This is a genomic window from Citrobacter sp. C1 (assembly GCF_014596895.2).
GTDB lineage: Bacteria > Pseudomonadota > Gammaproteobacteria > Enterobacterales > Enterobacteriaceae > Citrobacter > Citrobacter gillenii.
Window position 1 is genome coordinate 2,813,939 of sequence record NZ_CP115035.1, and the last position, 26,151, is coordinate 2,840,089.

Annotated in this window: 21 protein-coding genes and 3 pseudogenes; 13 read left to right on the forward strand and 11 right to left on the reverse strand. The window is 50.4% G+C overall.

Annotated features, from left to right (window positions below):
• Positions 1-78: 78 nt before the first annotated feature.
• From IB214_RS13605 to IB214_RS13625, 5 genes are read right to left on the reverse strand one after another with little or no spacing between them, the layout of a single operon-like run.
• Positions 79-669: an ATP-binding cassette domain-containing protein gene (locus IB214_RS13605; protein ID WP_117342959.1), complete on the reverse strand. Its 591-nt coding sequence runs from the start codon at positions 667-669 to the stop codon at positions 79-81.
• The gene (locus tag IB214_RS13610) at positions 653-1,447 is read right to left on the reverse strand and encodes an ATP-binding cassette domain-containing protein (protein ID WP_117342958.1); all 795 of its coding nucleotides are present in this window, start codon (positions 1,445-1,447) and stop codon (positions 653-655) included. Before IB214_RS13610 ends, IB214_RS13605 begins: the two co-directional genes overlap by 17 nt.
• Positions 1,441-2,253: an ABC transporter permease gene (locus IB214_RS13615; protein WP_117342957.1), complete on the reverse strand. Its 813-nt coding sequence runs from the start codon at positions 2,251-2,253 to the stop codon at positions 1,441-1,443. The genes IB214_RS13610 and IB214_RS13615 overlap by 7 nt, the downstream gene beginning before the upstream one ends.
• On the reverse strand, positions 2,243-3,217 hold the full coding sequence (locus IB214_RS13620; RefSeq protein WP_117343115.1) for an ABC transporter permease: 975 nt from the start codon (positions 3,215-3,217) through the stop codon (positions 2,243-2,245). Before IB214_RS13620 ends, IB214_RS13615 begins: the two co-directional genes overlap by 11 nt.
• The gene (locus IB214_RS13625) at positions 3,217-4,803 is read right to left on the reverse strand and encodes an ABC transporter substrate-binding protein (protein ID WP_117342956.1); all 1,587 of its coding nucleotides are present in this window, start codon (positions 4,801-4,803) and stop codon (positions 3,217-3,219) included. The genes IB214_RS13620 and IB214_RS13625 overlap by 1 nt, the downstream gene beginning before the upstream one ends.
• A 435-nt stretch (positions 4,804-5,238) precedes the next feature.
• Here IB214_RS13625 and IB214_RS13630 point away from each other — a divergent pair, with 435 nt between their 5' ends.
• Entirely contained in the window at positions 5,239-7,326 is a 2,088-nt protein-coding gene (locus IB214_RS13630) for a TonB-dependent receptor (protein ID WP_117342955.1), read from the forward strand.
• Positions 7,327-7,644: 318 nt separating this feature from the next.
• Positions 7,645-8,490 (forward strand): hypothetical protein, encoded by an 846-nt coding sequence (locus IB214_RS13635; protein ID WP_117342954.1) that lies wholly within the window; start codon positions 7,645-7,647, stop codon positions 8,488-8,490.
• A 141-nt stretch (positions 8,491-8,631) separates the two neighbouring features.
• Here the strand turns inward: IB214_RS13635 and IB214_RS13640 are convergent.
• A pseudogene (locus IB214_RS13640) lies at positions 8,632-8,763 on the reverse strand (hypothetical protein); the annotation flags it as partial.
• A 662-nt stretch (positions 8,764-9,425) separates the two neighbouring features.
• Here IB214_RS13640 and IB214_RS13645 point away from each other — a divergent pair.
• The 3 genes from IB214_RS13645 to IB214_RS13655 all read left to right on the forward strand — a co-directional run bounded on the left by IB214_RS13645 (position 9,426) and on the right by IB214_RS13655 (position 14,004).
• On the forward strand, positions 9,426-9,746 hold the full coding sequence (locus IB214_RS13645) for an adhesin biosynthesis transcription regulatory family protein (protein ID WP_244207863.1): 321 nt from the start codon (positions 9,426-9,428) through the stop codon (positions 9,744-9,746).
• A 198-nt stretch (positions 9,747-9,944) separates the two neighbouring features.
• Positions 9,945-11,165 carry an autotransporter strand-loop-strand O-heptosyltransferase gene (locus IB214_RS13650; protein ID WP_117342952.1) on the forward strand — a complete coding sequence of 407 codons (1,221 nt, stop codon included), beginning with the start codon at positions 9,945-9,947 and terminating at the stop codon, positions 11,163-11,165.
• Complete coding sequence (locus IB214_RS13655) at positions 11,158-14,004, forward strand: autotransporter outer membrane beta-barrel domain-containing protein (protein ID WP_117342951.1); 2,847 nt, start codon at positions 11,158-11,160, stop codon at positions 14,002-14,004. The genes IB214_RS13650 and IB214_RS13655 overlap by 8 nt, the downstream gene beginning before the upstream one ends.
• A gap of 77 nt (positions 14,005-14,081) precedes the next feature.
• Here IB214_RS13655 and IB214_RS13660 read toward each other — a convergent pair.
• Positions 14,082-14,177 (reverse strand): annotated as a pseudogene (locus IB214_RS13660) (terminase); the annotation flags it as partial.
• Between the two features lie 325 nt (positions 14,178-14,502).
• Here IB214_RS13660 and IB214_RS13665 point away from each other — a divergent pair.
• Positions 14,503-14,907, forward strand: coding sequence for a DUF1398 family protein (locus IB214_RS13665; protein WP_117342950.1), 405 nt, complete (start codon positions 14,503-14,505; stop codon positions 14,905-14,907).
• Between the two features lie 172 nt (positions 14,908-15,079).
• On the opposite strand, the gene icd is transcribed toward IB214_RS13665, so the two are convergent.
• Complete coding sequence (gene icd, locus IB214_RS13670) at positions 15,080-16,330, reverse strand: NADP-dependent isocitrate dehydrogenase (RefSeq protein ID WP_115258716.1); 1,251 nt, start codon at positions 16,328-16,330, stop codon at positions 15,080-15,082.
• A gap of 202 nt (positions 16,331-16,532) precedes the next feature.
• Between icd and rluE the strand changes: the two genes are divergently transcribed.
• The 7 genes and pseudogenes from rluE to IB214_RS13705 all read left to right on the forward strand — a co-directional run.
• Positions 16,533-17,156 carry a 23S rRNA pseudouridine(2457) synthase RluE gene (gene rluE / locus IB214_RS13675; protein ID WP_117342949.1) on the forward strand — a complete coding sequence of 208 codons (624 nt, stop codon included), beginning with the start codon at positions 16,533-16,535 and terminating at the stop codon, positions 17,154-17,156.
• A gap of 43 nt (positions 17,157-17,199) precedes the next feature.
• Entirely contained in the window at positions 17,200-18,129 is a 930-nt protein-coding gene (locus IB214_RS13680) for a hypothetical protein (protein ID WP_117342948.1), read from the forward strand.
• A gap of 10 nt (positions 18,130-18,139) precedes the next feature.
• Positions 18,140-18,601 carry an NUDIX hydrolase gene (locus IB214_RS13685; RefSeq protein ID WP_117342947.1) on the forward strand — a complete coding sequence of 154 codons (462 nt, stop codon included), beginning with the start codon at positions 18,140-18,142 and terminating at the stop codon, positions 18,599-18,601.
• Positions 18,602-18,654: 53 nt separating this feature from the next.
• A complete protein-coding gene (gene mnmA / locus IB214_RS13690; RefSeq protein WP_117342946.1) occupies positions 18,655-19,761 on the forward strand; it encodes a tRNA 2-thiouridine(34) synthase MnmA in 1,107 nt (368 codons plus the stop codon).
• 35 nt (positions 19,762-19,796) lie between these two features.
• Positions 19,797-20,438: a high frequency lysogenization protein HflD gene (gene hflD / locus IB214_RS13695; protein WP_117343114.1), complete on the forward strand. Its 642-nt coding sequence runs from the start codon at positions 19,797-19,799 to the stop codon at positions 20,436-20,438.
• Positions 20,439-20,441: 3 nt separating this feature from the next.
• On the forward strand, positions 20,442-21,812 hold the full coding sequence (gene purB, locus IB214_RS13700) for an adenylosuccinate lyase (protein ID WP_096757401.1): 1,371 nt from the start codon (positions 20,442-20,444) through the stop codon (positions 21,810-21,812).
• 312 nt (positions 21,813-22,124) lie between these two features.
• Positions 22,125-22,388: pseudogene (locus tag IB214_RS13705) on the forward strand (SOS response-associated peptidase family protein); the annotation flags it as partial.
• Positions 22,389-22,805: 417 nt separating this feature from the next.
• Here the strand turns inward: IB214_RS13705 and IB214_RS13710 are convergent.
• The 3 genes from IB214_RS13710 to IB214_RS13720 all read right to left on the reverse strand — a co-directional run bounded on the left by IB214_RS13710 (position 22,806) and on the right by IB214_RS13720 (position 26,078).
• A complete protein-coding gene (locus IB214_RS13710) occupies positions 22,806-23,924 on the reverse strand; it encodes an NADH-dependent flavin oxidoreductase (protein WP_072105595.1) in 1,119 nt (372 codons plus the stop codon).
• A 12-nt stretch (positions 23,925-23,936) separates the two neighbouring features.
• On the reverse strand, positions 23,937-24,995 hold the full coding sequence (locus IB214_RS13715) for an alpha/beta hydrolase (protein ID WP_225759046.1): 1,059 nt from the start codon (positions 24,993-24,995) through the stop codon (positions 23,937-23,939).
• A gap of 192 nt (positions 24,996-25,187) precedes the next feature.
• Positions 25,188-26,078, reverse strand: a complete 891-nt coding sequence (locus tag IB214_RS13720) for a LysR family transcriptional regulator (protein WP_044375043.1) — start codon at positions 26,076-26,078, stop codon at positions 25,188-25,190.
• Positions 26,079-26,151 lie beyond the last annotated feature (73 nt).

A 26,151-nucleotide genomic window follows, 5' to 3' on the forward strand; every position in this document is an offset into this window, starting at 1 on the left:
TATAACGTAACATTTTAATCAACGAGGTTATGCAAAATTCATCCGCAGCGATAAATCGGCCACACGGAGAAAGGACGACTACGTCCAGGGCAACCTTCGCGAACAAAGCTGATCAAGCAATGCCTGCTGATGGCTAATGATGAGCATTCCTAACGGACGACGCTGGCATTCTTCAAGAAGCAGCGCCCATATATCTCGTTGAATAGAAGGGTCAAGCTGGGCGGTAATTTCATCGGCAATGAGAAAACGCGTGCGCGGATCAAGCGCGCGCAGTAGCGCAATACGCGCCAGTTCACCACCAGAAAGCTGCCCGGGTCGGCGGGTTAACCACTCGGGATTGATATGTAAACGGGCGAGCGTTGAGGCATCCGGCTGCCAGGCATCCCGCACCGCATCACCGGTACTTCGCCAGGGGTTGAACGTCAATTCAGGATGTTGCGGCACCAGTTGTACCGGGCAATATTGCCCGACCGGTAACGGTTTATCATCGACTAAAATCTCACCGGAGGTTGGTTTTTGCCAGCCAGCCAGCACGCGTCCCAACGTGGTTTTCCCGGTCCCGCTAGGAGCGCAAATCCCCATGCGCTCCCCGACAGCCAGCGAGAACGTCAGGTTTTGCCACAGCACCTTACCGCCCTGGCGTATAACAACATCACGACAGCACAGCATTCAGCTCTCCAAATAGTTGGTTTCTCTCAGGTAACGCCCGCCATTGCCGCTGCAAATATTCGCTGATATCGCCACGCAGCAGCTGTTCCCGACTCACGTTATCCGATACCCGTCCCTGATGCAGGGCAACAATCCGGTCCGCATGGCGTGCAGCCAGCGTGAGATCGTGGGTTACCCACAGCACACCACAGCCCTGCTCGCAAAGACCTCGTAAATGCCCCAGCAGTTGATTCGCCAAAGGCGCATCCAGCCAGGCGGTAATTTCGTCAGCAAGGATATAGCGCGCCTGACTGAGTGACGCATGGCACGCCAGAACACGTTTTGCCATCCCACCGGACAGTTGGCGCGGGAAAGCACCTAATACGCTGTTGTCCAGTTGGCTCCTTTCAAGAAGTTGCGTTACCTTCCCCGCGTCCCAGGGATGACCGGAGAGTTGACTCGCTCTTTTCAAATGCTTTTCAATGGTCAGCAGTGGATTAAGCGCCTGAACCCCTTGCGGTACATAACTAAAGGTATTGCCGCGACATGCACGGATGTCATTACGATCCAGCGTTTTTCCATCGAGGGTTATCGCGCCCTGAACGCGCAGATTGTCTGGTAACAGATCGAGCAGACACTGCAACAGCAGACTCTTACCTTCCCCGCTGCCGCCGACTAATGCCACCATTTGACCGGGGGAAATATCAAAAGAAATATCCTGGAGTAGCGATGACCACTTTCTCGCGCCGTACCAACGATAGCGCGCCACGTCCAGCGAGACCTGCTGTAAACTCAACATGCGTCACCTCTCAACCACAAACGATGTACCGCCCGGGCAAACTGATCAAATAACATCACCAGGCTGAACAGCATTAACCCCGGAAACAGCACCAGCCACCAGTTGCCGTGGCTGATAAATCGCAGCGCATCCGCCAGCAACAGACCCAGCGACGGCTCATGCGGCGCCAGCCCAAAACCAAGAAAACTTAACGCCGCGCTATGTAACACCGCGTGCGGAAACATCAACAACGTCCCGGTCAACCATTGTGGCAATAGCGCAGGTAAGTAGTGACGACGCCAGCAGTAAAAATGCCCGTGTCCCAACCGCCGAGTCAGCATCAGGTAGTCACTGTGTGCGACACGTTCCGCCTCCGCGCGCAGGATCAAGGCCAGACGCGGCCAATGGGTCAGCGCAACCGCCAGCACCACCCCACTTTTACCACCGCCGAGAGTAAAGCAGATCAAAATCAGCAGCAGCAGATGCGGCATCGACAACATCGCGTCAGTGACTAAGCGCATCAGAACATCCATGCGCGGATGCAAACGCGAAACCGCCGCCATCAATAAAGCAATTACCCCGCTACACACCGCCGCGCCGATACCAATTTGCAGGCTGGTTAACGCCCCCTGAAAGCAGCGCACCCATAAATCACGCCCGAGATTATCGGTGCCAAACCAGTGCAGCGCATCCGGTGGCAGATGGCGGGCCAGCAGATTAACGCTCAGTGCGCTATCCAGCGTAGCGTTGCCATAAATGGCGATGAAGAGTAAACCGCCCGCAGACAGCAGAAGGCGAATCAACGTTGGGGTTGGGTTATAGAGCATCTGGACGCTCCACCGCGCGATTTAGCACATGGATTAACCAGGAAGAGAGCGAGTTGCCGATGAACACCAGAACGGTGCTGAACAAGACAATCCCCATCAGCAACGGCACATCGCCGCGTAATCCGGCATCAATGGTCGCCTGCCCCAGTCCGGGATACGCAAAGACTTTTTCTGCCAGCAATGCGCCGCCAAAAAGTTCGCCAAGCGAAGCAAATTGCAGGCACAACGCAGGCGTTATCGCATGACGCAGGACCTGGTGGCGCAGCAGCGACCATCCCTTGTCTCCCTGCGAGCGAGCAAAGCGAACGAAGTCGCTTTTCATCACGCTGGCGATACTTTCTCGGGTGTGCAGCGTAATTTGCCCTAACCCCAATAAACTGAGGGCGCATACCGGAAGAATCAGATGACGCAGACGCTCTGTGAAGCCAGCCATATCACCACTGTTGCCAGGCTCCCACGCGCAGCAGACCGGGAGCACCGGCCAGCGTACCGCAAACACGGCCAGAAGCAGCATTCCTATCCAGAAGGTTGGCAACGATGAAAGCAGATAGCTGAGGCGGCAGATCATTTTATCCGGCCAGCGGTTCAGGAAGCGCCCGGCAACGAACCCCATTGCCGTACCCAGTAACCCCGACATCAACCATGCGCCACAGAGCAGAGCAAACGAAGTTGCAAAACGCTCTTTGATCACGCTGGCGACCGGTGCATTAAACAACATCGAATACCCGAGATCACCCTGTAAGACGCGTGCAAACCAATGCCCGAAACGCTCCCACAGCGGCTGATCCAGCCCCCAGCGTGCGGCGATACGCGCATACTGTTCTGGCGGAACATGCAGGAGATCGTTACCAATATAGGCACGAATCGGATCGACCGGCGAGAAGCTGAGCAAGACGAAGGTGCCAGCAGCGACCAGCACCAACAATACGATCAGCCGCAGAAAATGACCCACAACAGACTTCATCAACGGCAGGTCCAGGTCCATTCATCAAGATTGTTGAGCACAGACCAGCTGCCGTGAATTTCCGGCGCCCCTTTGCCCAGGTCAATGCACGGATTAGCCAGATAAGTATGCTGGATATTCAGCAACCATGCCCACGCAGCGTCACCCTGAACGCCTGCACCCTGCTTGCCATCCCACTCCACCTGCTGCCAGAAAGGCACTGCTTTTTGCCAGTCCGGCGCATCAATGGCCTGTTTGAGATGCTGTTCAACCGCAGGATTGCTGTAATAACCGGGGTTGTAATACTCAACGCCCGCGGCCTGCCCGCTGTAGTGATGGAAAAGCTCCATCGGATCTAAACTCCCCCAACCAAACAGCGTGGGATTCGAATGCATGTGGCGCTCAACGGTTTCCCAGCTTCCGGATTGCAGCGACACCGCAATGCCAACAGGTTCGAGCATGGCACGCACCGCTTCGGCTAAATCACGACGCGTACTGTCGCCGCTCGCATACCATAAGGTCAGACGGGCTGCTTTGCCGTCTTTTACACGTACACCATCCGGGCCAACTTTCCAGCCAGCCTGTTCCAGAAGCGCGCGTGCTTTGTCACTGTCGCCATCTTTAAACGCAACCGACGGTCCCTGCCACGGCAGTCCCTGCACCGCGCTGTACGCCGGGATAGCGTGGCCTTCCATAACCTGTTCAGCCAGTTGCTTACGATCGATGGCGTAGTTAATAGCCCGTCTGATCGCGACGTCGGCCGTTATATCGTTACCGACCGGATAACCGTTAGCATCTTTTTTACCCGCAGGGACCATCGGGAACACGATCCCCCGGTTCTCTACGCTGTTGCGAACCCACAGCTTCAAATTATCTTGCTGAGGTGCAACGGCCATTGATGGCGCAATACGCACCAGCCCCAGTTGACCACTGCGTGCGGCCGCGTAAGCGTTATCTTCGTCCAGGAAGACAAACACCAGCCGGTTAAAATCATTTTTCTTACCCGCGTACCAAGGGTTCGCTTCGACGATCAACTGTTGGCCCGGTTGAAAACTCACCAGCCGATAAGGGCCTGCGCCAATTGGATTTCTGGCAAAGGTTTTTTCATCGTATTGTTTTGCCGGAACAATGCCTAACGAGCCCAGCACGTTCACAAACGTACTCTGCGGACTGCGTAGCGTCATTTCTACCGTGCGATTATCTTTCAGGCGGGCATGGGTGAAATTCCCCATGTCGATTTTCCCACCGCTTTTCGCGGCTTTGTTGAAGGTAAATACCACATCTTCCGCCGTGAGCGGGGAGCCATCAGAGAATTTAAGATCGGGTTTTAAGGTTAATGTCCAGGTTTTCCCATCAGCGCTGGTCTCCACCTTCTCCGTCAGCAGGCTTCCCCAGCTCATATCGGCATTTTGTTTTAACAAAGGTGCATGCAGGAGCAAATAGCTGCCGTGACTCCAGCCTAGCATTGGGTCGAATCCCTCCGTGGGTTCGGGTCCAATTGCCAGTTTCAATGTTTGCCCTTCCACCGCCGGTTGTGCTGCGAAAAGGGAGGTCGAAAATGCCAGAGTCAGTGCGCACGTCAACCGTGCCAGCTTGCCGTTAATCATTACCTTGTCCCGCTTTTGCGTTGTTTTTATACCGCACAACAGCACATACCCGTTGTGAGGTCTCCTGGGGAAGGGATTATGGCGGACCACTTTGGCTAAAAAAATGATACAGCGCAGAAAAGTATGACGATTTTAAAAAAACATCATACAACTGTCGAATTCTCACCTCTCGACGTGCAGTGATTCACTGCCGTGATTTTTATCTCCTTCTCTATTATTCAATATCATATTAAATGAATATTAATAATTACCGTAAAAACTACTCACGCGTTTTGTCATTACTCCCTATCTAAAATTAGTGACAATTTATGTATATTTATTCAAGAAATATACAGAGAGTGACAAGTTATGTAAATTTGTAATGATAATTATTTGTATTATCATTTTCATCAATTATCTTACTGCCTTTGAATTTTTAACAAAGGAAGTTTGACTATGCGTTTAAAACCTGTTGCCTCTGTCGTTCTGTCCTGCCTTGGATTCAGCGGTACTTATGCCTTCGCCGATGATGTCATGGTCGTGACCGCGTCGGGTTACGAAAAAAAGATCACCAACGCGGCTGCCAGCGTGTCGGTTATTTCTCAACAAGAATTACAAACCAATAAATATAATGACTTAGGTGAAGCCCTGCGCTCCGTTGAAGGGGTGGATGTTGAAAGCAGCACCGGTAAAACCGGCGGTCTGGAGGTCAGTATTCGCGGCATGCCTGCCAGCTATACGCTGATCCTGATAGACGGTATTCGTCAAAATGGCAGCAGTGACGTGACGCCCAACGGCTTCTCTGCCATGAACACCAGTTTTATGCCTCCGCTGGCAGCCATCGATCATATTGAAGTGATCCGCGGTCCCATGTCGACGCTGTACGGTTCAGATGCTATCGGCGGTGTCGTTAACATCATTACCAAGAGAAGTACGGACAAATGGAGCACGTCCATTAATACCGGCGTTAACCTGCAAGAAAGCAATAAATGGGGTAACAGCACGGTAGCCAACTTCTGGTCAAGCGGCCCGCTAATTGCTGGCGTGCTGGACATGCAGGTACGCGGCAGCACGACACAACGACAAGGCTCCAGCGTCACCTCTCTGAGCGATACCACATCGACGCGCGTGCCGTATCCAACGGAATCTGAAAACTACAACATCGGTACCCGTCTGGACTGGAAAACCGGCGCAAATAATACGCTGTGGCTGGATCTCGACTCCGCCAGACAGCGCTACGACAATGATGATGGGCAGTTGGGTAATCTCACCGGCGGATACGATAAAACCCTGCGCTATGAACGTAATAAGGTCACGCTGGGTCACGATACCGCATTAACATTTGGTACCTGGAAATCCTCCGTGGGCTGGAATGAAACCGAGAACAAAGGCCGCCAACTGGTCTCATCCGCGCTTACGCCAGAAAACGCGGGCCGGGCCGGTGACGCTCGTGAATTGAAAAATACCAACGTCATCCTGGACTCGGTCCTGCTTACGCCATTGGGTGATTCGCATCTGCTTACTCTCGGCGGAGAATACTGGGATGCCCGCATGAAAGACGGGGTGGTGCTGGCCAATACCGGTGAGACATTCCACCAGAAAACCTGGGCGACCTACGCGGAAGATGAGTGGCATATTCTCGACTCGCTGGCACTAACCGCAGGCACTCGCTATGAGCATAACGATGTCTTTGGCGGACACCTTAGCCCACGAGCTTACATGGTGTGGGACGTATCGGAAGAATGGACCCTGAAAGGTGGCGTCACAACCGGATACAAAGCCCCGTCACTCAGCCAGTTGCACAACGGCATCAGCGGTGTGACTGCTCAGGGAACCGTCAATACGGTCGGCAACCCCGACCTTAAACCCGAAGAGAGCACCAGCTATGAAACCGGGTTGTACTATGAGAACGACGCGGGGCTGAACGCCAACGTTACCGGCTTCTACACCGAATACAAAAATAAAATTGTCTCGTATTCCATCGATGACAATACCAACAGTTATACCAACAGCGGCAAGGCGAGAACGGACGGCGTTGAATTCGCCAGCACCTTCCCGCTTTGGTCTGACGTGCTGAGCTTATCGCTCAACTACACCTATACGCAGAGCAAACAAAAAGATGGCGAAAACAAAGGCGCACCGCTGAGCTATACCCCCAAACATATGGCTAACGCCCGTCTGAACTGGCAGGCAACCGAAGATATGAATGCCTGGTTAAGCGCACGCTATCGTGGTAAAGCCCCACGCTTTACCGAAAACTATGACAACCTTAGTGCAGTCCAAAAAGCCGTGTACGATGATAAAGGGGCCAATTTAAAAGCCTGGACCGTTCTCGATATGGGCATGTCCTATAAGCTGACCAAAGAACTGACGCTGAATACGGCGATAAATAACGTGTTGGATAAAGACTTTAGCGACGTCACTCTGTATCAGGTTGGCCGCAGCAGCACCTACGCGGGCAACTACTTCCAGACCGCACAATCCACAACCGGATACGTCAATCCGGGTCGCAACTACTGGGTATCGTTAAACTACCAGTTCTAATTGGTTTTTCACCTACAGGCCGGGCTATATCTTAGCCCGGCATATTTTCGATATTATAATGCCCGACCCAAAAGATGACAAAAAGCATATCCGCCATGGGCTAGAACCAATGTTGATATTAATAAAACGTTAGAACTCCACAGTATTGTAAATAAACGAGGTTTAGTACCATTTTTCTGATAAGTAGAGATCCGTCCCAGTTTTCAGCCCCACTGACCTCATGAATCCTTGATAGACATAGACACAAGGAAAATGTAGGATCGCCTGATATTAAATTTCATCATTATCTCTAGTTACCCAGCTAAAAAGGCGTAGAGTATGGCTTACAGCACAATGGAAGAAGCTATGGAGAGCTTTCGTAACCGCTACAATGAAAATGAATTCAATTGTACTGTAAACAAAATATCTAGCGGTTATGCCTATATAGTCAAACCTAAGTCTAAGATTGAAAAAAATCAGAGCAACCATTCTCAAATAGCCAATTCCAAGAAAGCAACTTCTTCAAGTTTAATTGAACCATTATCAAACAAAAAACCTGCCTCTAGGGTTAACTCGCTTGCTACAGAAGATTTAGAAAAAGTTAAAAATCTGCCGATTAAAAAATCTAAAAATATAGTTGAAGATGAACCTGTATCAGAGGAGGCGATTAAAGCAGTAATTGCATGCCGGGCTAAGCGCAAAAAAACCGTACCATATGTGCGAGAAGAATTCCCATCTGTATCTACATTAAATATCAATCAACCTGATTTAGATCGGCTACGTTGCATCTATTGTGGTGACTATCGTTCGGGCATAGTTCGTGATCATGTAGTATCTGTCGCATGGCGAGGTGGAGTACGACATTACGATCGCGGCCATACTGTACCTTCGTGCCCGCAATGTAACAGTCTACTCGGTGATAAGCCCATACATAACATTGCAGATCGTGCTGCATTTCTCATCGGTGCTATTGAACATCACGAGCGGCGATATCTGTTTACTGCCGACAGAACGCAAGACGAGTTAGCGGAAATGGACCATTTTCTGGCTATTTCGGTCAAAAATGCAATGTATGAAAAGGCCGTAGCTCTACAACGCATCGAATATGCTAAACAGGTTGCTGCTGGATATTATGATTATGCGACCATTAAGCATCTAATAAAACAAGGTAGAGAAGTTTCTTAAGATTGAGTAGAAAATATGCGTTCTACACCAAACCTAACAGAAAGACGTCTCAGTCATCCGATCTGCCCTCTTCTATCCAGGCGATTTTGATAACCGTTCGATCCCTAATAATAAAAAACGGGAACCCATCGGCTCCCGTTCTCATACAACCCAGAATCTGGAATACATATTTTCAATGATCGCGTCACCAAACTCTGAACATTTCAGCAGATTAGCGCCGTCCATACCTTTAACGATCAGGTCAGCCGCTTCAGTCCAACCCATGTGGGGCAGTCATTATTTCATTAAATTACTCATGATGAAGTAAAAAACTCATAGATTCATCTCCTGTTAACTCCAGGAGTGGCGCAGTTCCTATGAAGTTATTTAAACCTCCCCACTCTGTCGCTGAGGAGCAATCTTCATCGCTGAAGGTTAGTATATATTCATATCAGCAATTAAACACGTTTAGTCAAAGCAGTGACGTGGTTGGAATTATCGTACTTATCATCCTGCACGGTTTCTAAGTAACCCCCTGAAGATTTCTTTGTTAAATTGTGAAAATAGTTAATACAACGCTATATAGTTTAACGCAACATTGTTCCTTGAGAAAATTAAGCATCTGATGATATCTCAACAAATAATCACATTGTTTACCATTTTCATAGATAAGCCATATTTGAAATGCTGCTAATTTAAAAAAACAAAACAAATTCAACATTGTTAAAAAAAGAGAATCATTCTAATAAAATGCATTTTCGCAAAATAACACTCTTTATAATTAATATTACTTAGCATAAAAAAATATAATAATTGATTATTTCAGATTTTTGCACCACTCATTTTTGTTTTTTCTTGAATTTCACTTTGGTATACTTCTAATCGCTCCCGGATGGTATTGTTTTTAATGATGACAGTCCTTGTTATGAATTAGATAATGCTTAATGGAGACGAAGGTGGAATACATAAAAGAACATAGCCAGCAACCTCAGCAAGGCTCTTTCCTGGAAAAAACGAATCATATTCTTCCTTCAGGAAATATGTCTGATGATGAGTTCTGGTTTCTGATCGAACTGACACCCATCCGCAGCGATAAAATCATCAGGGCGTTGCGCGATTATTTTGTATTGAATCGCCCAAGATCTCACTGTTGCGATAAACATGGTGTTAGCAATGGCTACTTTGGGGTATGCATCAGCAGATTTGAGCATGTCATCCAGGTTGTTAATGCGCTACTTAATTATTATAAGATGTCAAAAAACGAAACGACCGAATGAATTCCCTGCGTAACCATTCAATATTTTCGAGTAATGCAGTGAGTTTTAAGAGCATCTCAAATTTGTAACCGGTAGACGATATTAAAATCATTACACATCCTGGGTGCATGAGGTTGCGGATACTGTTGTCAGTTTTCCGAAACTAATACTTAATGATTTCTGTACTTTTCAACGCTTATATATTTTTAAGGTGGGAATATGTCAACGCTGAAGAATACATTTTTTATCCCTCCTCCTGATATTCCAACGCAGGCCGGACCTGAAAATATCTTTTATGATTTTAATGATGGCGCTCGTGTTCTGCTTCCTGAAGGGAAATGGCACGTACGTTTGCTTGATGCCGACTCCGATAACATTCTTTTCTGCTGCGATGCAGATAACGGGTGGGTGACTAGTAGTAAGAAATATTTTGTGCGCTTCCGCATTCAGGTATTCCGTCAGGGGGAAGAGACTCCCCTGCTGGATGAAACCCTGAAATTAAAAGACCGGCCTGTGCTGATTTCATTCCCCACCGGGACGTTAGGCGACCTGCTCGGCTGGTTTCCTTATGTCGAACGCTTCCATACTCTGCACAAGTGCCAGTTGGAGTGCACGATGGCACAGGACATTATCGACCTGCTGGCACCTCAGTACCCGCAGATACAGTTTTCCACGCCGGATAATCCACGCACGGTAGCGCCTTACGCAACTTACCGCGTAGGTCTCTACTTTGGTGGCGATACAGATAATCAGCCCGTGGATTTTCGCAAAGTCGGTTTCCATCGTTCTGCAGGCTACATTCTGGGCGTTGACCCGCGTGAAGCCCCCGTCCGACTTGACTTGTCTGCACCCCGGGTTATCCAGGAGCCTTATGTGTGTATCGCCACACAGTCCACCTGTCAGGCGAAGTACTGGAACAACGGCACCGGTTGGAGTGAGGTTGTCGCACACCTGAAATCACTGGGTTACCGGGTGCTGTGCATTGACCGGGATGCCCATTACGGCCAGGGCTTTGTCTGGAATCACATTCCCTGGGGAGCCGAAGATTTTACCGGCAAGCTCCCCCTTCAGGAACGGGTGAACCTCCTTCGCCATGCCAGCTTCTTCATTGGCCTGCCAAGCGGCCTGTCATGGCTGGCATGGGCTGCCCGTATTCCGGTGGTGCTGATAAGTGGCTTCAGCCTCCCGAACAGCGAATTTTATACCCCGTGGCGGGTATTTAACCCCCATGGCTGCTATGGATGCTGGGACGATACATCGCTGAATTTTGACCACCACGATTTTCTGTGGTGCCCGAGACATAAAAACACCGACCGGCAATTTGAATGTACCCGACTGATAACCGGCGCCCAGGTCAATGGCGTCATCAATAAACTTCACCGTTCTTTAACTGAACAGGGTGTTGAGGCCACCCTGAAAAAAGGAGTAAGCAATGAATAAGGTTTATAACACTGTCTGGAATGAATCCACAGGAACGTGGGTCGTAACCTCAGAACTGACCCGTAAAGGGGGCCGACGCCCCCGTCAAATCAAGCGAACCGCGCTGGCAGGGCTGATTGCGGGCCTGCTTATGCCGTCACAGCCCGTGCTGGCGGCAGCCTATGACAATCAGACAATTGGAAGTGGTGAAACACGCAAGTCCATGCACCTGTCTGCAGGCGACACGGCAAAAAAAACGACCATTAACAGCGGTGGGAAGCAGTATGTCTCCAGTGGTGGCAGTGCCACGAGTACCACCATTAACAACGGCGGGGTTCAGCATGTTTCTAGCGGCGGTAGTGCCACTAGTTCCACCATCAACAGCGGTGGGCACCAGCATGTCTCCAGTGGTGGTAGTGCTACGAATGCAACTGTTAACAATCGTGGGAGACAGACGGTATTCAGCGGCGGCAGTGCCATGGGCACCATAATTAACAGCGGAGGAGACCAGTATGTAATCAGTGGTGGCAGTGCCACAAGCGCATCAGTTAACGACGGAGCGCGACAGTTTGTCTCCAGTGGCGGCATCGCCAAGGCGACTTCTGTTAATAGCGGTGGTCGCCAGTATGTCCGTGACGGCGGCATTGCCACGGACACCGTGCTTAACAATACTGGGCGTCAGATTGTCTCCCACGGTGGTAGTGCCACTAACACTACAATTAATTCCGGTGGGCAACTGACTGTCAGTACCGGCGGCAGTGCCACTAACGCTACAATTAATTCCGGCGGGCAACTGATTGTCAATATCGGCGGCAGTGCCACTAACGCTACAATTAATTCCGGTGGGAGGCAGTTTCTCTACGGCGGAAGTGCCACGGGCACCTCTATTAACAACGGTGGGGTTCAGCATGTTTCCATCGATAGTAGTAGCGGAAGTGGCGGAAGTGCCACTAGTACCATCATCAACAGCGGCGGGGTTCAGTTCGTCTCCAGCGGCGGTAGTGCCACTAGTACCACCATCAACAACGGCGGCGTCCAGCTCGTCTCCAGCGGCGGTAGTGCCACTAGTACCACCATCAACAGCGGCGGGACGCTGGATATTCGCAGCGGTGGTGTGCTCTACGGCACCACCACCCTGACTGATAAAGGGACGCTGGTCGGTGACGTAGTCACAAACGAAGGCAACCTGTATTACCTCAACAACAGTGCTGCAGCCTTCGCAGGTACCCTGACGGGGACCGGTACCCTGACACAGGAAGGCGGAAGCACCCGCTTCAGCGGTCTGTTGTCTCAGGACGGTGGGATTGTCCTTAAGAGTGGCGGTGCCATGACGATGGATGCCCTTCAGGCTAAAGCCAATGTGACGACACAATCAGGCACCACCCTGACTCTGGATAACGGGACTATCCTGACGGGGAACGTTGCAGGAGACAGCACCGGCGCAGGTGACATGGCGATTAAAGGTGCATCTGTCTGGCATCTCGATGGTGACTCCACTGTCGGCGCATTAACGCTGGATAACGGGACCGTTGATTTCCGTCCGTCAACAACCACACGTCTGACGCCAGCCTTCCAGGCGGTTTCGCTGTCGCTCGGGAGCCTGTCGGGTAGCGGGACATTCCGGATGAACACTGATATCGCGTCGCATACCGGAGATATGTTGAATGTCGCGGGCAACGCCAGTGGTAACTTTGTGCTGGATATCAAAAATACCGGCCGGGAGCCAGTATCCGCTGGTGCGCCGCTTCAGGTGGTGCAGACCGGTGGCGGTGACGCCGCGTTTACCCTGAAAGGCGGGAAAGTCGATGCTGGTACCTGGGAATACAGCCTGAGCAAGGAAAATACCAACTGGTATCTGAAGACTGACACCCCACCTCCGGTTACTCCACCGACCACCCCGGATGCAGGTAACCCGGATGCAGGTGTGCCGTCTCCTGCGCATCGCACAACAAAATCTGCCGACGCGGTACTGGGCATGGCGACAGCACCGGCATACGTCTTCAACAGCGAACTGCAGAATCTGCGTTTCCGTCACGGTGACGTGATGCAGAACACCCGTGCGCCAGGAGGAGTATGGGGCCGTTATACAGGTTCAGATAACCGCATCAGCGGCGGGGCCAGCTCGGGCTATTCTCTGACCCAGAACGGTTTCGAAACTGGTGGCGACAAGGTCTTTGAGCTGGGTGACAGCCATTTAGCTGTGGGTGCTTTCTTCTCTTACACCGACAACAGCATTAAGCATGCCCGTGGTGGAAAAAGTACTATCGACAGCACAGGCGGTGGTTTGTATGCAACCTGGTTTGATAATGACGGCTACTACGTGGACGGGGTTATCAAATTCAACCGCTTTAGTAATGAGCTGCGCACCTGGATGAGTGACGGCTCGGCGGTGAAGGGAGATTACAGCCAGAATGGTTTTGGCGGCAGTCTCGAAGCTGGTAAGACCTTCAGCCTGAATGAGAATACATGGGCGCAGCCATACGTGCGGACAACGGCGTTCCGGGCAGATGAGAAGGATATCAGCCTGAATAACGGCATGAAAGCCAGCATCGGGGCAACCAAGTCTTTGCAGGCCGAGACCGGTGTGAATCTGGGTATGAATCTTGACGTTGCCGGAAAAACAGTCAAACCGTACCTCAAGGCTGCGGTCAGCCACGAGTTTTCGGACAACAACAAGGTGCAGATCAACAACCGCTATGACTTTACCAACGATATCTCAGGCACGACAGGTAAATACGGTGTCGGGGTGAGTGTCCAGTTGACACCAAACGCAGGGGTGTGGGCTGAGGCAAACTACCAGAAAGGAGAGAATATCGAGTCTCCGGTAACCGGTAGCGTAGGTTTCCGCATCAACTTCTAACCAGGGATGGAAACGACAGCCACATCTGTGGCTGTCTCCCCTACTACTGAATATTCACGCAATGAGCGGTGCCGGTCATTTTTAATGCACGCCGCAATGGTCTGACGATGCACATCAGACAATGTGGCCAGTTGGCTAACATTTAGTTGTAAGTTTTTTAGTTCACAATCCATAGTTCACCCGAGGAAAAAACTTGCATCCTGCGAGCACCTTTTAAAAACGGCGTCAGTGATGAACAAAGCGCACATATTCGACACTATGAAATTTATCTCATTAAATATCAATAAATTATACTAACAGTGATGGCCGATGAAAATGCAAAAACCAGCCTTGCTACGCGCCGCACCCGCCCCGTAGCAAGGCCCCCTACTGGGAGAACCCTTAATCGTCCCATGACCTCGCTATCCGCACCACACCAAGAGATCTGACCAGATTGAAGCGACAAAACTGATCGTGCACACTACACGCTCTCATAACTAACAATAGGTTATAACCCTGATGGATCAGGTTACTGTTCTTGAAAAGATGTTTGAGCAAGTGAGAAAGGAACATAATTTTTCGTGGTTTTACTCTGAACTAAAACGCCAGAATATTGCTCATTATATTTACTACCTGGCTACTGATAACATCAGAGCTGTTACAGCGAATGATGAAGTAATATTAATAAGAGGGAAAAGAGATTTATTAAAAGTCAGTACAACCAAGGACCCTGAACAAGTAAAAAAAGCAGCCCAGACACATATTTCCGGGGAATCCACATTTCGGGAATATATTACAACACTTGTTAGTGCTGGCGTTTTCCGATGGGTTACTGATGTCAATGATAATAAACGGTATTACTACTCTGTCGACGATACACTTTTATACATGGAAGATGTCGAGAACAACAATCCATTAATATAATGATAATTAAACTAACAGTCCGGTTTCTTCCCCCCAGCACCGGATAAGCTGACATAAGTGCCAAACCTGGTTTTGAGGAAACGTTTTGGCGAGAGTTTTGGGGAAGGAATTTTACAGGTATAAAAAAACGGGAACCTCTCGGCTCCCGTTCTCATACAACCCAGAATGTGGATTACATGTTTTCGATGATCGCGTCACCAAACTCAGAACATTTCAGCAGCTTAGCGCCGTCCATCAGACGTTCGAAGTCATAGGTTACGGTTTTCGCGTTGATCGCACCGCTCATACCTTTAACGATCAGGTCAGCCGCTTCGACCCAACCCATGTGGCGCAGCATCATTTCAGCAGACAGGATGATGGAACCTGGGTTCACTTTATCCTGACCCGCATACTTCGGTGCAGTACCGTGGGTGGCTTCAAACAGTGCACATTCGTCACCGATGTTTGCACCCGGCGCGATACCGATACCGCCAACCTGCGCTGCCAGGGCATCAGAGATGTAGTCACCGTTCAGGTTCATACAGGCAATAACATCATACTCTGCCGGACGCAGCAGGATCTGCTGCAGGAACGCATCGGCGATAACGTCCTTAACAACGATCTCTTTCCCGGTTTTCGGGTTCTTGATTTTCACCCACGGGCCGCCGTCGATCAGTTCACCACCAAACTCTTCACGCGCTAACTGGTAACCCCAGTCTTTGAACGCGCCTTCGGTGAACTTCATGATGTTACCTTTATGTACCAGGGTAACAGAATCACGATCGTTGGCGATGGCGTATTCAATCGCCGCACGCACCAGACGTTTTGTCCCGTCTTCGGAACACGGTTTGATACCGATACCGCAATGTTCCGGGAAGCGAATTTTCTTCACGCCCATCTCTTCGCGCAGGAATTTAATCACTTTCTCTGCATCAGCAGAGTCAGCTTTCCACTCGATACCGGCGTAGATGTCTTCAGAGTTTTCACGGAAGATGACCATGTCGGTCAGTTCAGGATGTTTAACCGGGCTTGGGGTGCCCTGGTAGTAACGAACCGGACGCAGGCACACGTACAGGTCAAGTTCCTGACGCAGTGCAACGTTCAGTGAGCGAATACCGCCGCCAACTGGGGTAGTCAGTGGGCCTTTAATAGCAACACGGTAGTCACGAATCAGATCAAGGGTTTCAGCAGGCAGCCAGACGTCCTGGCCGTAGACCTGAGTGGATTTCTCGCCGGTGTAGATTTCCATCCAGGAGATTTTACGCTCGCCTTTATAGGCTTTCTCGACAGCAGCATCGACAACTTTGATCATCGGTGGGGTTACATCAACGCCGATACCGTCGCCTTCAATGAACGGGATAATCGGATTTTCAGGAACGTTGAGTTTGCCGTTTTGCAGGGTGATCTTCTTACCTTCCGCCGGAACAACTACTTTGCTTTCCATTCACCTCTCCTTCGAGCGCTTCTGGTTCTGCTCGTCTGTCATCACGCTGCATGTGCATTTGCGTCCTGCTACACGGATGCGTTAGAGCAACTTTTTGTTAATGATTTGTAATGAGCGTGTCAATACTACCCTATTGTTCGCCGCCATGAAAGACACTCGTTCTTAGGCTATAATGCGGCAATTGATATAATCTGAAAATACCATGCAAAAAACTTCTTTTAGAAATCACCGGGTTGAGCGATTCAGCTCACGACAAGTCACTAAACAGCGTAAAGAAAACCAGCCAAAACGCGTGGTTTTGTTCAATAAACCCTACGATGTTTTGCCACAATTTACTGACGAAGCGGGTCGCAGCACGTTAAAAGATTTTATTCCCGTACAGGGCATCTATGCTGCGGGGCGCCTGGACAGGGATAGCGAAGGCCTGTTGGTACTGACCAATGACGGTGCATTACAGGCCCGATTGACGCTGCCGGGTAAGCGCACCGGAAAAATTTATTACGTACAGGTCGAAGGAGAGCCGACGCCAGAGGCGCTGGATGCCCTGCGCAATGGCGTGACGCTCAATGATGGCCCAACGTTACCGGCAGGCGTTGAGGTTGTTGCCGAACCTGACTGGCTGTGGCCGCGAAATCCACCGATTCGCGAGCGCAAAAGCATTCCCACCCGTTGGTTGAAAATCACGTTGTATGAGGGGCGTAACCGTCAGGTGAGACGCATGACGGCGCATGTGGGTTTCCCCACGCTGCGGTTAATTCGCTATGCCATGGGTGATTACACGCTGGATAATCTCGCCAACGGCGAATGGCGTGAGCTGCAGCCGTAGCATCCATTTTTAACGCAACTATTAACAGGGAAGAACACGGCATATGGATAAACGGATCGTTGCAGCGCTCATGTTGTGCGGAGTTTCACCATTTTGTTATGCAAAACAGAACTGTGAAACGCTCGCCGGGATCGCGGCGGGAGAGGCAAATTATCTTTACGCCACTGCCAACGTCAGCGCTGACTCTCGTCTGCATTTCTACTCTGCACCAGCCAGCGGATGCCAGCTCCCGGCGTTTTTGGTCAATAGCGACACTGTAGAGGTGCTCAGAAGTTCGCAGCGTTATGAAAGCACAGGCATGCTGTCCAAAGACGAACCTTTTCGTTACATCCGCTACCGGGGCGCAAACGGCACTTTCGCTACCGGTTGGGTTACCGCTGACGGACTCACGCCGTTAGCTAACCCGCTTCCTGTTAGCCCTGCCTGCCAGACATGGGCCAATAAAGCGATGTCACAACGCGAAAAAATGCCCCCCGCCGCCAGCAACCATTATCAGGTCATCGGCAGCTCGCGCGCTGGATTCTATTCAATGCCAAATGCACAGTGTCGCAACAGTTCCGTATTCCTGGTTCCCGGCGACGTGGTTTCTGCTCAGGAAGAGTCCAAAGACGATTTTATTGAGGTGGTCTATTACACCGCTGATCGTCATAGCGTGCGCGGCTGGTTGAAAAAATCACAGCTGCAACCTTTAAACAGCGGTGACCGCTATCGCGACGACATCAATCCACTCTCTACAGAAACAGCCACGCGGGTCGCCACTCTCAGTTTGCGTTATGACTATCAATGTGTTTTTTATGAGAGCTGGAATGCGAAAAACGCGATTGAAATCATCGTACGCGAAGACCACCAAACCGAATTTTGCCGGGGTGCCGCCGATCCACAAACCTCCCCTCCGGTGGCCTATATTAGTATCGATAAAACCACGGGCGAGATCAGCTGGCCAGATGTGTCTGAAGGCTTTAAAGAAGAATAAGAGGTGAACCATGTTCAAACCGCACGTCACCGTCGCCTGCATTGTGCATGCCGAGGATAAGTTTTTAGTCGTTGAGGAAACCATCAACGGCAAAGCGTTATGGAACCAGCCTGCCGGGCATCTGGAAGCGGACGAAACCTTGGTACAAGCCGCTGCACGCGAACTGTGGGAAGAAACCGGCATCACCGCGCAGCCGCAGCATTTTATTCGCATGCATCAATGGATAGCCCCGGACAGAACCCCGTTCTTGCGTTTTCTGTTTTCTATTGAGCTTGCCAATATGTGCGCTACTGAGCCGCATGACAACGATATAGATTGCTGTCGTTGGGTCAGCGCTGAAGCGATTTTATCTGCACCGAACCTGCGTTCGCCGCTGGTTGCTGAGAGCATTCGCTGTTATCAGAGCGGGCAACGGTATCCGCTGGCAATGATCGGAGAATTTAACTGGCCGTTTACAGAGGGTGTCAAGTAAAGGGCTGCGTGATAGAATATGCCGCCTTTAAGTTCAATGTCGTGAGTATTCCTATGTCTGAAAGCCCAAAAAAAGTGATCGTCGGCATGTCCGGCGGTGTCGATTCCTCCGTTTCTGCCTGGCTGTTGCAACAACAGGGTTATCAGGTTGAAGGCCTGTTCATGAAGAACTGGGAAGAGGACGACGGTGAGGAATACTGTACCGCTGCTGCCGATCTTGCAGATGCGCAGGCAGTCTGCGACAAACTCGGCATTGAACTGCATACCGTTAACTTTGCCGCAGAATACTGGGACAACGTCTTTGAGTTGTTCCTTGAAGAGTACAAAGCGGGTCGTACGCCAAACCCGGATATTCTGTGCAACAAAGAAATTAAGTTTAAAGCCTTCCTCGAATTTGCCGCTGAAGATTTAGGTGCCGATTTCATCGCCACCGGTCACTACGTGCGCCGCGCGGACGTCGACGGCAAAAGCCGCCTGCTGCGTGGACTCGACGGCAATAAAGACCAAAGCTATTTCCTCTATACGCTCGGTCACGAGCAGATCGCCCAAAGCTTGTTCCCGGTCGGTGAACTGGAAAAACCGCAGGTGCGCAAAATCGCCGAAGATCTGGGCCTGATTACCGCGAAGAAAAAAGACTCCACCGGCATCTGCTTTATTGGTGAACGTAAATTCCGCGAGTTCCTTGGCCGTTACCTTCCGGCTCAGCCAGGAAAAATCATCACCGTGGATGGCGAAGAAATCGGCCAGCACCAGGGGCTGATGTATCACACTCTGGGCCAACGTAAAGGTCTGGGTATCGGCGGAACCAAAGAAGGGACCGAGGATCCATGGTATGTGGTCGATAAGGACGTTGAGAACAACATTCTGGTTGTCGCTCAGGGTCACGATCACCCGCGTCTGATGTCCGTTGGCCTGATCGCGCAACAGCTGCACTGGGTCGATCGCGAACCCTTCTCCGGCACAATGCGCTGTACGGTGAAAACCCGCTATCGTCAGACCGATATTCCGTGCACCGTTAAGTCGCTGGATGACGAACGTATTGAAGTGATTTTTGACGAGCCGGTTGCGGCGGTGACGCCAGGTCAGTCGGCCGTCTTTTACTGCGGCGAAGTGTGCCTCGGTGGCGGAATTATCGAGCAGCGCCTGCCTCTGCCGGTATAATTTATCTACATATCTAATACAAGGAAGCAGTGAACGTGGCAAAGAATTATTATGACATCACCCTCGCTCTGGCAGGCATTTGCCAGTCGGCTCGCCTGGTGCAACAACTGGCACACCAGGGGCACTGTGATGCCGATGCACTACACGTTTCACTCAACAGTGTTATTGATATGAATCCCAATTCTACGCTGGGCGTGTTTGGTGGCAGTGAAGCCAATCTGCGTCTGGGCCTTGAAACGCTGCTCGGTGTACTGAACGCCAGCAGTCGTCAGGGACTGAACGCGGAACTCACCCGCTATACCCTGAGCCTGATGGTGCTGGAGCGCAAGCTGTCAGCCGCCAAGGGCGCAATGGACACGCTGGGGGACCGTATTAATGGCCTGCAGCGCCAGCTAGACCATTTCGATTTGCAGTCAGAAACGTTAATGAGCGCAATGGCGGGCATTTATGTTGACGTCATCAGCCCGCTCGGCCCACGTATTCAGGTCACGGGATCCCCAGCTATCCTCCAGAGCCCGCAGGTTCAGGCAAAAGTCCGCGCGTCGCTTCTGGCTGGTATTCGTGCTGCCGTACTCTGGCACCAGGTCGGTGGCGGTCGTCTGCAACTCATGTTTTCTCGTAATCGCCTGACCACTCAGGCAAAACAAATTCTTGCTCATTTAACCCCGGAGTTGTGATCTATGGAATTATCCTCACTGACCGCCGTTTCCCCTGTCGATGGACGCTACGGCGATAAAGTCAGCGCGCTGCGCGGGATTTTCAGCGAATACGGTTTGCTGAAATTCCGTGTACAGGTTGAAGTACGCTGGCTGCAAAAACTGGCCGCGCACGCAGCGATCAAGGAAGTTCCTGCTTTTGCTGCCGACGCAATCGGTTTCCTTGATACGATCGTCGCTAACTTCAATGAAGAAGATGCCGCGCGCATCAAAACCATTGAACGCACGACCAACCACGATGTGAAGGCCGTTGAGTATTTCCTGAAAGAAAAAGTCGCTGATATCCCGGAACTGCACGCTGTTTCCGAGTTTATCCACTTCGCCTGTACCTCAGAAGATATCAACAACCTGTCTCATGCGCTGATGCTGAAAACCGCCCGCGATGAAGTGATCCTGCCATACTGGCGCAAGCTTATCGATGCGGTAAAAGACCTGTCCGTGCAGTATCGTGACATTCCCCTGCTCTCCCGTACGCACGGCCAGCCGGCAACACCCTCTACGTTGGGCAAAGAAATGGCTAACGTGGCATACCGTATGGAGCGCCAGTATCGCCAGCTAAACCAGGTAGAAATTCTCGGTAAAATCAACGGTGCCGTCGGTAACTATAACGCCCACATCGCCGCTTACCCTGAAGTTGACTGGCATCAGTTCAGTGAAGAATTCGTCACTTCGCTGGGTATTCAGTGGAACCCGTACACCACGCAGATTGAGCCGCACGACTACATTGCTGAGCTGTTCGATTGCGTCGCGCGTTTTAACACCATCCTGATCGATTTTGACCGCGACGTCTGGGGCTATGTGGCGCTGAACCACTTCAAACAGAAAACCATTGCCGGTGAAATTGGTTCTTCCACCATGCCGCACAAGGTTAATCCTATCGACTTCGAAAACTCTGAAGGAAACCTGGGCCTGTCTAATGCGGTACTGCAGCACCTGGCAAGCAAACTGCCGGTTTCCCGCTGGCAGCGTGACCTGACGGATTCTACCGTTCTGCGTAACCTGGGCGTGGGAATTGGCTACGCGTTGATCGCGTATCAGTCCACACTGAAGGGTGTGAGCAAACTGGAAGTAAACCGCGATCATCTGCTGGATGAACTGGACCATAACTGGGAAGTGCTGGCCGAGCCGATTCAGACCGTTATGCGTCGTTACGGCATTGAAAAACCGTACGAGAAGCTGAAAGAGCTGACCCGCGGCAAGCGCGTTGACGCCGAAGGCATGAAGCAGTTTATCGACGGACTGGCCCTGCCAGAAGACGAGAAAACGCGCCTGAAAGCGATGACGCCAGCCAACTATATTGGTCGCGCCATCACCATGGTTGATGAGTTGAAGTAATCAATCCTGCGCCAGATGGCGCTCACGCTTATCTGGCCTACATTTATCCCGCGTAGGCCAGATGTGGCGTTCATGCCACCTTCCGACATTCCCCTCGGTTTATTAAATGTTTATCCCCACAGCCACATAATCAGCGTTAGACTATAAAATTGATTTTGTAAATTTAGCAATTACAGTCAATTACCATAAAATCAATCAGTTAATGAAAAATCGCCTTGGACAATTTCGGGCAATGTGAGTCATTTCATCGCCCCAAATCATGCCCCGAACTGATTTTTGCCCCCAAATTTGCCCCCAAAAATTAACAATCGATGGTGGTCTAAGCTGCCGCTAATTTATGCACGTTCTGAAACTGCAACCATCAGCAGAATGTTTAAACCACTCTGGCAGCATGGCCGTGTAATTTGCTTAGCTGATGGCTGGTAAGAATGGAAAAAGGAAGACGACAAGAAACAGCCTTGCTTTATTCATCGGGCCGATGGTGCCGTACCGGCTGATAAATTTATACGACACGCGGTGACGCGTGCCGTTGGAAATGTGAAAAATCAGGGGCCCCAGTTAGCTCAACCAATGTGACGCAGCATTACATTGCCAAATTCATAGCTACCATTTGATATAATTGAAATTATCATGCTTTCTACTTTCAAAAACAGCCAGTGGCTACCTTTTACAACTCATTGATTATCTAAACTTTGATTTTAGTTTTGGGGAAGAGTTTTCGCCAAGAATCCAAGTTTTTCGCCGGCACATTCAACGCGCTACCACTATTGGCAAACCTCGATGATAAAGCTTTTACTGCCGCTGAAGTCCGCTATGAGCGAAAAGCGGATGTTATGCCTGAAATAATGTTCCTTTAGTGTGAAGAGGATTTAAAGGAATAAGATAAAATTTACATGGCCGTCACCCAGTTAATCCCGAAATCCGGCCATGTAAGAACTTTCCAGGTTATGAAGGCAAGTTGATTCTAATTGTCATATTACGGCCAGGCCGTATTTAACGGATGTTAAACCAGCCAGTCGTTTCCTCAATTACACGCCAGAGTTTCTGGGGTATAGCAAGTTGCTCTACGTCTGATGCAGCAATACTGAGAGCAATTTTTCCTTCAGCTTTGCCATCAACGAATTTAACCCAGTCTGGGTTCATCACCATACCCTGACCTACTGCCGTCAAAGATACCCCTGCTTTTACAGCATCCTCGGCCTGCTCTGGCGTTCGCAACTGCCCGGCAACAATCAGAGGTATACGTCCAGCAAGGTGATCGCGCACGATTTCGATGATTTTGGGGCCATTCGGTGCATCAACGGGTCTGGCTTCAAGTGCATTACCGAGTGATACATGAAGATAATCAATACCCTCATCGACCAGGCGGTCAACCAGCTGAAGCGACTCATCAATGCGCAACCCATCTTCGTAATGCTCATCCAGTGAAATGCGGTATCCCATCAGGAAGGGATCGGTTGCATGCTCAGCAATCGTTTTACGCACACTCTCAATGACGCTGAGCGGGAAACGCATACGGTTTTTAAGGGAGCCGCCCCATTGATCTTCTCTACGGTTGGAATGAGGTGAGAAAAAGTTCTGAAGTAAAAAACCATGAGCACCATGTAACTCAACACCATCAAATCCTGCTTCTATTGCACGACGAGTTGCTTCCCCGAAATCCTGAATAACAGTTTCGACTTCAGTGCATGTCAGTTCACGAGGGGTAACGGACGGTGCGAAAGGACCGGCGTCACCGGGAATAGCGCTTGCGGCTACAATATCCGAAACCAGTTCAGGGCTGGTTTTCACACCTGCATGGAATATTTGTAAGATTGCCGGTGCTCCACCGCTTTTAGCAGCAATAGCAAGGCGCTTTAAACCGGGAATAAATTTGTCGTCATACGCAGCAAACTCTCCCGTAAACCCAATGCCGTTTTCCTGAACATGTGTACAGCCAGTAATGACCAGCCCGATGTCCTGAACGCGTCGACGATAATATGCTTCTTCCTCATAAGATACCGTGCCGTCATCATTACCCGACCAGGTCGTCATCGGGGCCATCACAATACGGTTGCGCAGCGTCACACCTTTTCCAAGTGGAAATCTTTCAAGTAGTGGAGTTTGTTTCATGGAAAGTCATACCTATGCGAGATTTTTCTTGAAGAAAGGAGCCAGCTTACTCGCTGCAACCGTTGCACCCTGACCATCATAGAGGTCCATATGTGTTGCACCCGGAATGATATGCAGCGTTTTTTGGACAGAGGCCGCAGTGTTGTGTAATTCCTGGCTGTGCCAGAGCGATCCTGCTTTACTACCGGCTACAATCAGTAGTGGTTGTGTTAAATAGACATCAGCCCCTTCAAATCCGGTGAAAGACGCCAGCGTACTGATACTTGTCATCAGCATTTGATTGGTAGAAGTCGGATATTTTCCGCGTTCGGTCAGATAGTAGTCCGCAGCTTCCTGAAGATCTTTTGGAGCACTGGCATCACCCAATTTAGGCACATAGTTGACATAAACCGGTGCGCCGCCTGCTGCTTCGACTGTGCGCTGTTTTGCAACCGCATCCAGAGTTGGAATGAGTTCAGATTCTGATGTTGTTCCCTCCCAACCCTTACGGGTTGCGGCTCCGACATCCACAGCACTGACTGTTGCCAGCGCTTTGATTCGACGTTCCGTCATCGACGCTTTAACCGTGATACCACTGCCTGCACAAACGCCTAATGCGCCGATACGATTATTATCGACATAAGGAAGAGTGGTCAGGTAATCGACTGCGCTATAGAAATCGACGACTCGCTTCATGGGATCATCAATAAAGCGTGGTAATCCGCCACTTGCCCCCTGATGAGAGGCATCAAACGCCAGGGTGACAAATCCGTCTTTAGCCAGTTTGAGGGCATAAAGTCCCGCAGTCTGTTCCTTAACGCCACCACCAGGGTGGACAACGACAATAGCAGCGTATTGACGGTTTTCGCTGAAGTCCGGGGGTACATATACGTTTCCGGACATCATTATTTCATTGTTCCGGAACAGGACACTGCTGACTGTGACGCCATCTACGTGTGTCGTGGTGCCAGATGTACGAGGTGTTGGTGAGAGCAGGGCTGAAGCATGACCCGCCATCAATAATCCTGCTGAAGCCACTGAACTCGTCAGGATAAAATTTCGGCGGCTTAACCCGCCTGCTTTTTTACTCATTGCAAGACTCCTTCATTTACACGATGACGGCCCTGGCCGCTGAAAGAACACAGATAGTTTCAGCCGTCATCTTAATCTCTTTAGTATTGAGAAATTAGATGCTTAATTTCGCATGGGCTTAGAAGGAGGTTTTATTAATAGGGTTATAAGAAACTGAGTTCCATATGGACCAGGACAAACAGCGCTTAAAGGTTATGGGGCGCGGAGTGCTTCGAGCACAAGTGCAAATGCCGGAGAATGCTGTAGACGGCTGGGGTAGTAAAGATGATAGGGGGGACGCGGTGGGCACCAGTCTGTCAGCACCTGGACTAACATCCCGTTTTCAAGATAATTCTCCACGGTATCCAGCGGCAGATAAGCAAGTCCCAGTCCATCAAGGGCGGCCTGCCTCATCATATTTATTGTGCTGAAAGTCGCTCGTCCATCGATACGGACCTTAATTTCAGTCTCATCCTTGCGAAACTCCCAGGTATAAAATCCGCCATGAGTGGGCAGGCGTAATCTGATACAGTTATGGTCGTTTAAATCACGAGGCGTTCCCGGGTAGGTCTTCCCCATGAAATAAGAGGGCGCTCCGACCACCGCAAAACGGAAGTCCCTGGCAAGGGGCAGGGAAATCATATCCATATCAACCTGTTCGCCCAAACGAACTCCGGCATCAAAACGCTCAGCGACAATATCTTTGAGTCCGTACTCGCTGATAATTTCAATGTTGATATCGGGATACTCAAGCATCACCGGGGCAAGTTTAGGCCAGAGAATTGTATCGGCGGCGTGTTCAACGGCAGTAATGCGCACAGTACCGGCTGGTTTTTCTCGTAGTCCGCTCAGCGCAGCTATCTCACTTTCAATTTCGTCAAAATGGGGTCCTATACGGGAAAGTAGCCGCTCGCCAGCTTCAGTCACAGAAACGCTACGCGTGGTACGGGTAAGAAGACGAAGACCAAGGTCAGCTTCTAGAGTCCTCACCGTGTAGCTCAGCGCCGACTGTGAGACACCTAACTGAGCGGCCGCTTTAGTGAAGCTTTTTTCTCGGGCCACGGCGATAAAAGCTTGATAATCGTTCACATTTTTACGGCGCATTTATTGACCAGGTCCTTTTGGATTAATATTTCTTTCTTATAAAATAATTCCTGGGGTGGAGGTTTGTCTATTG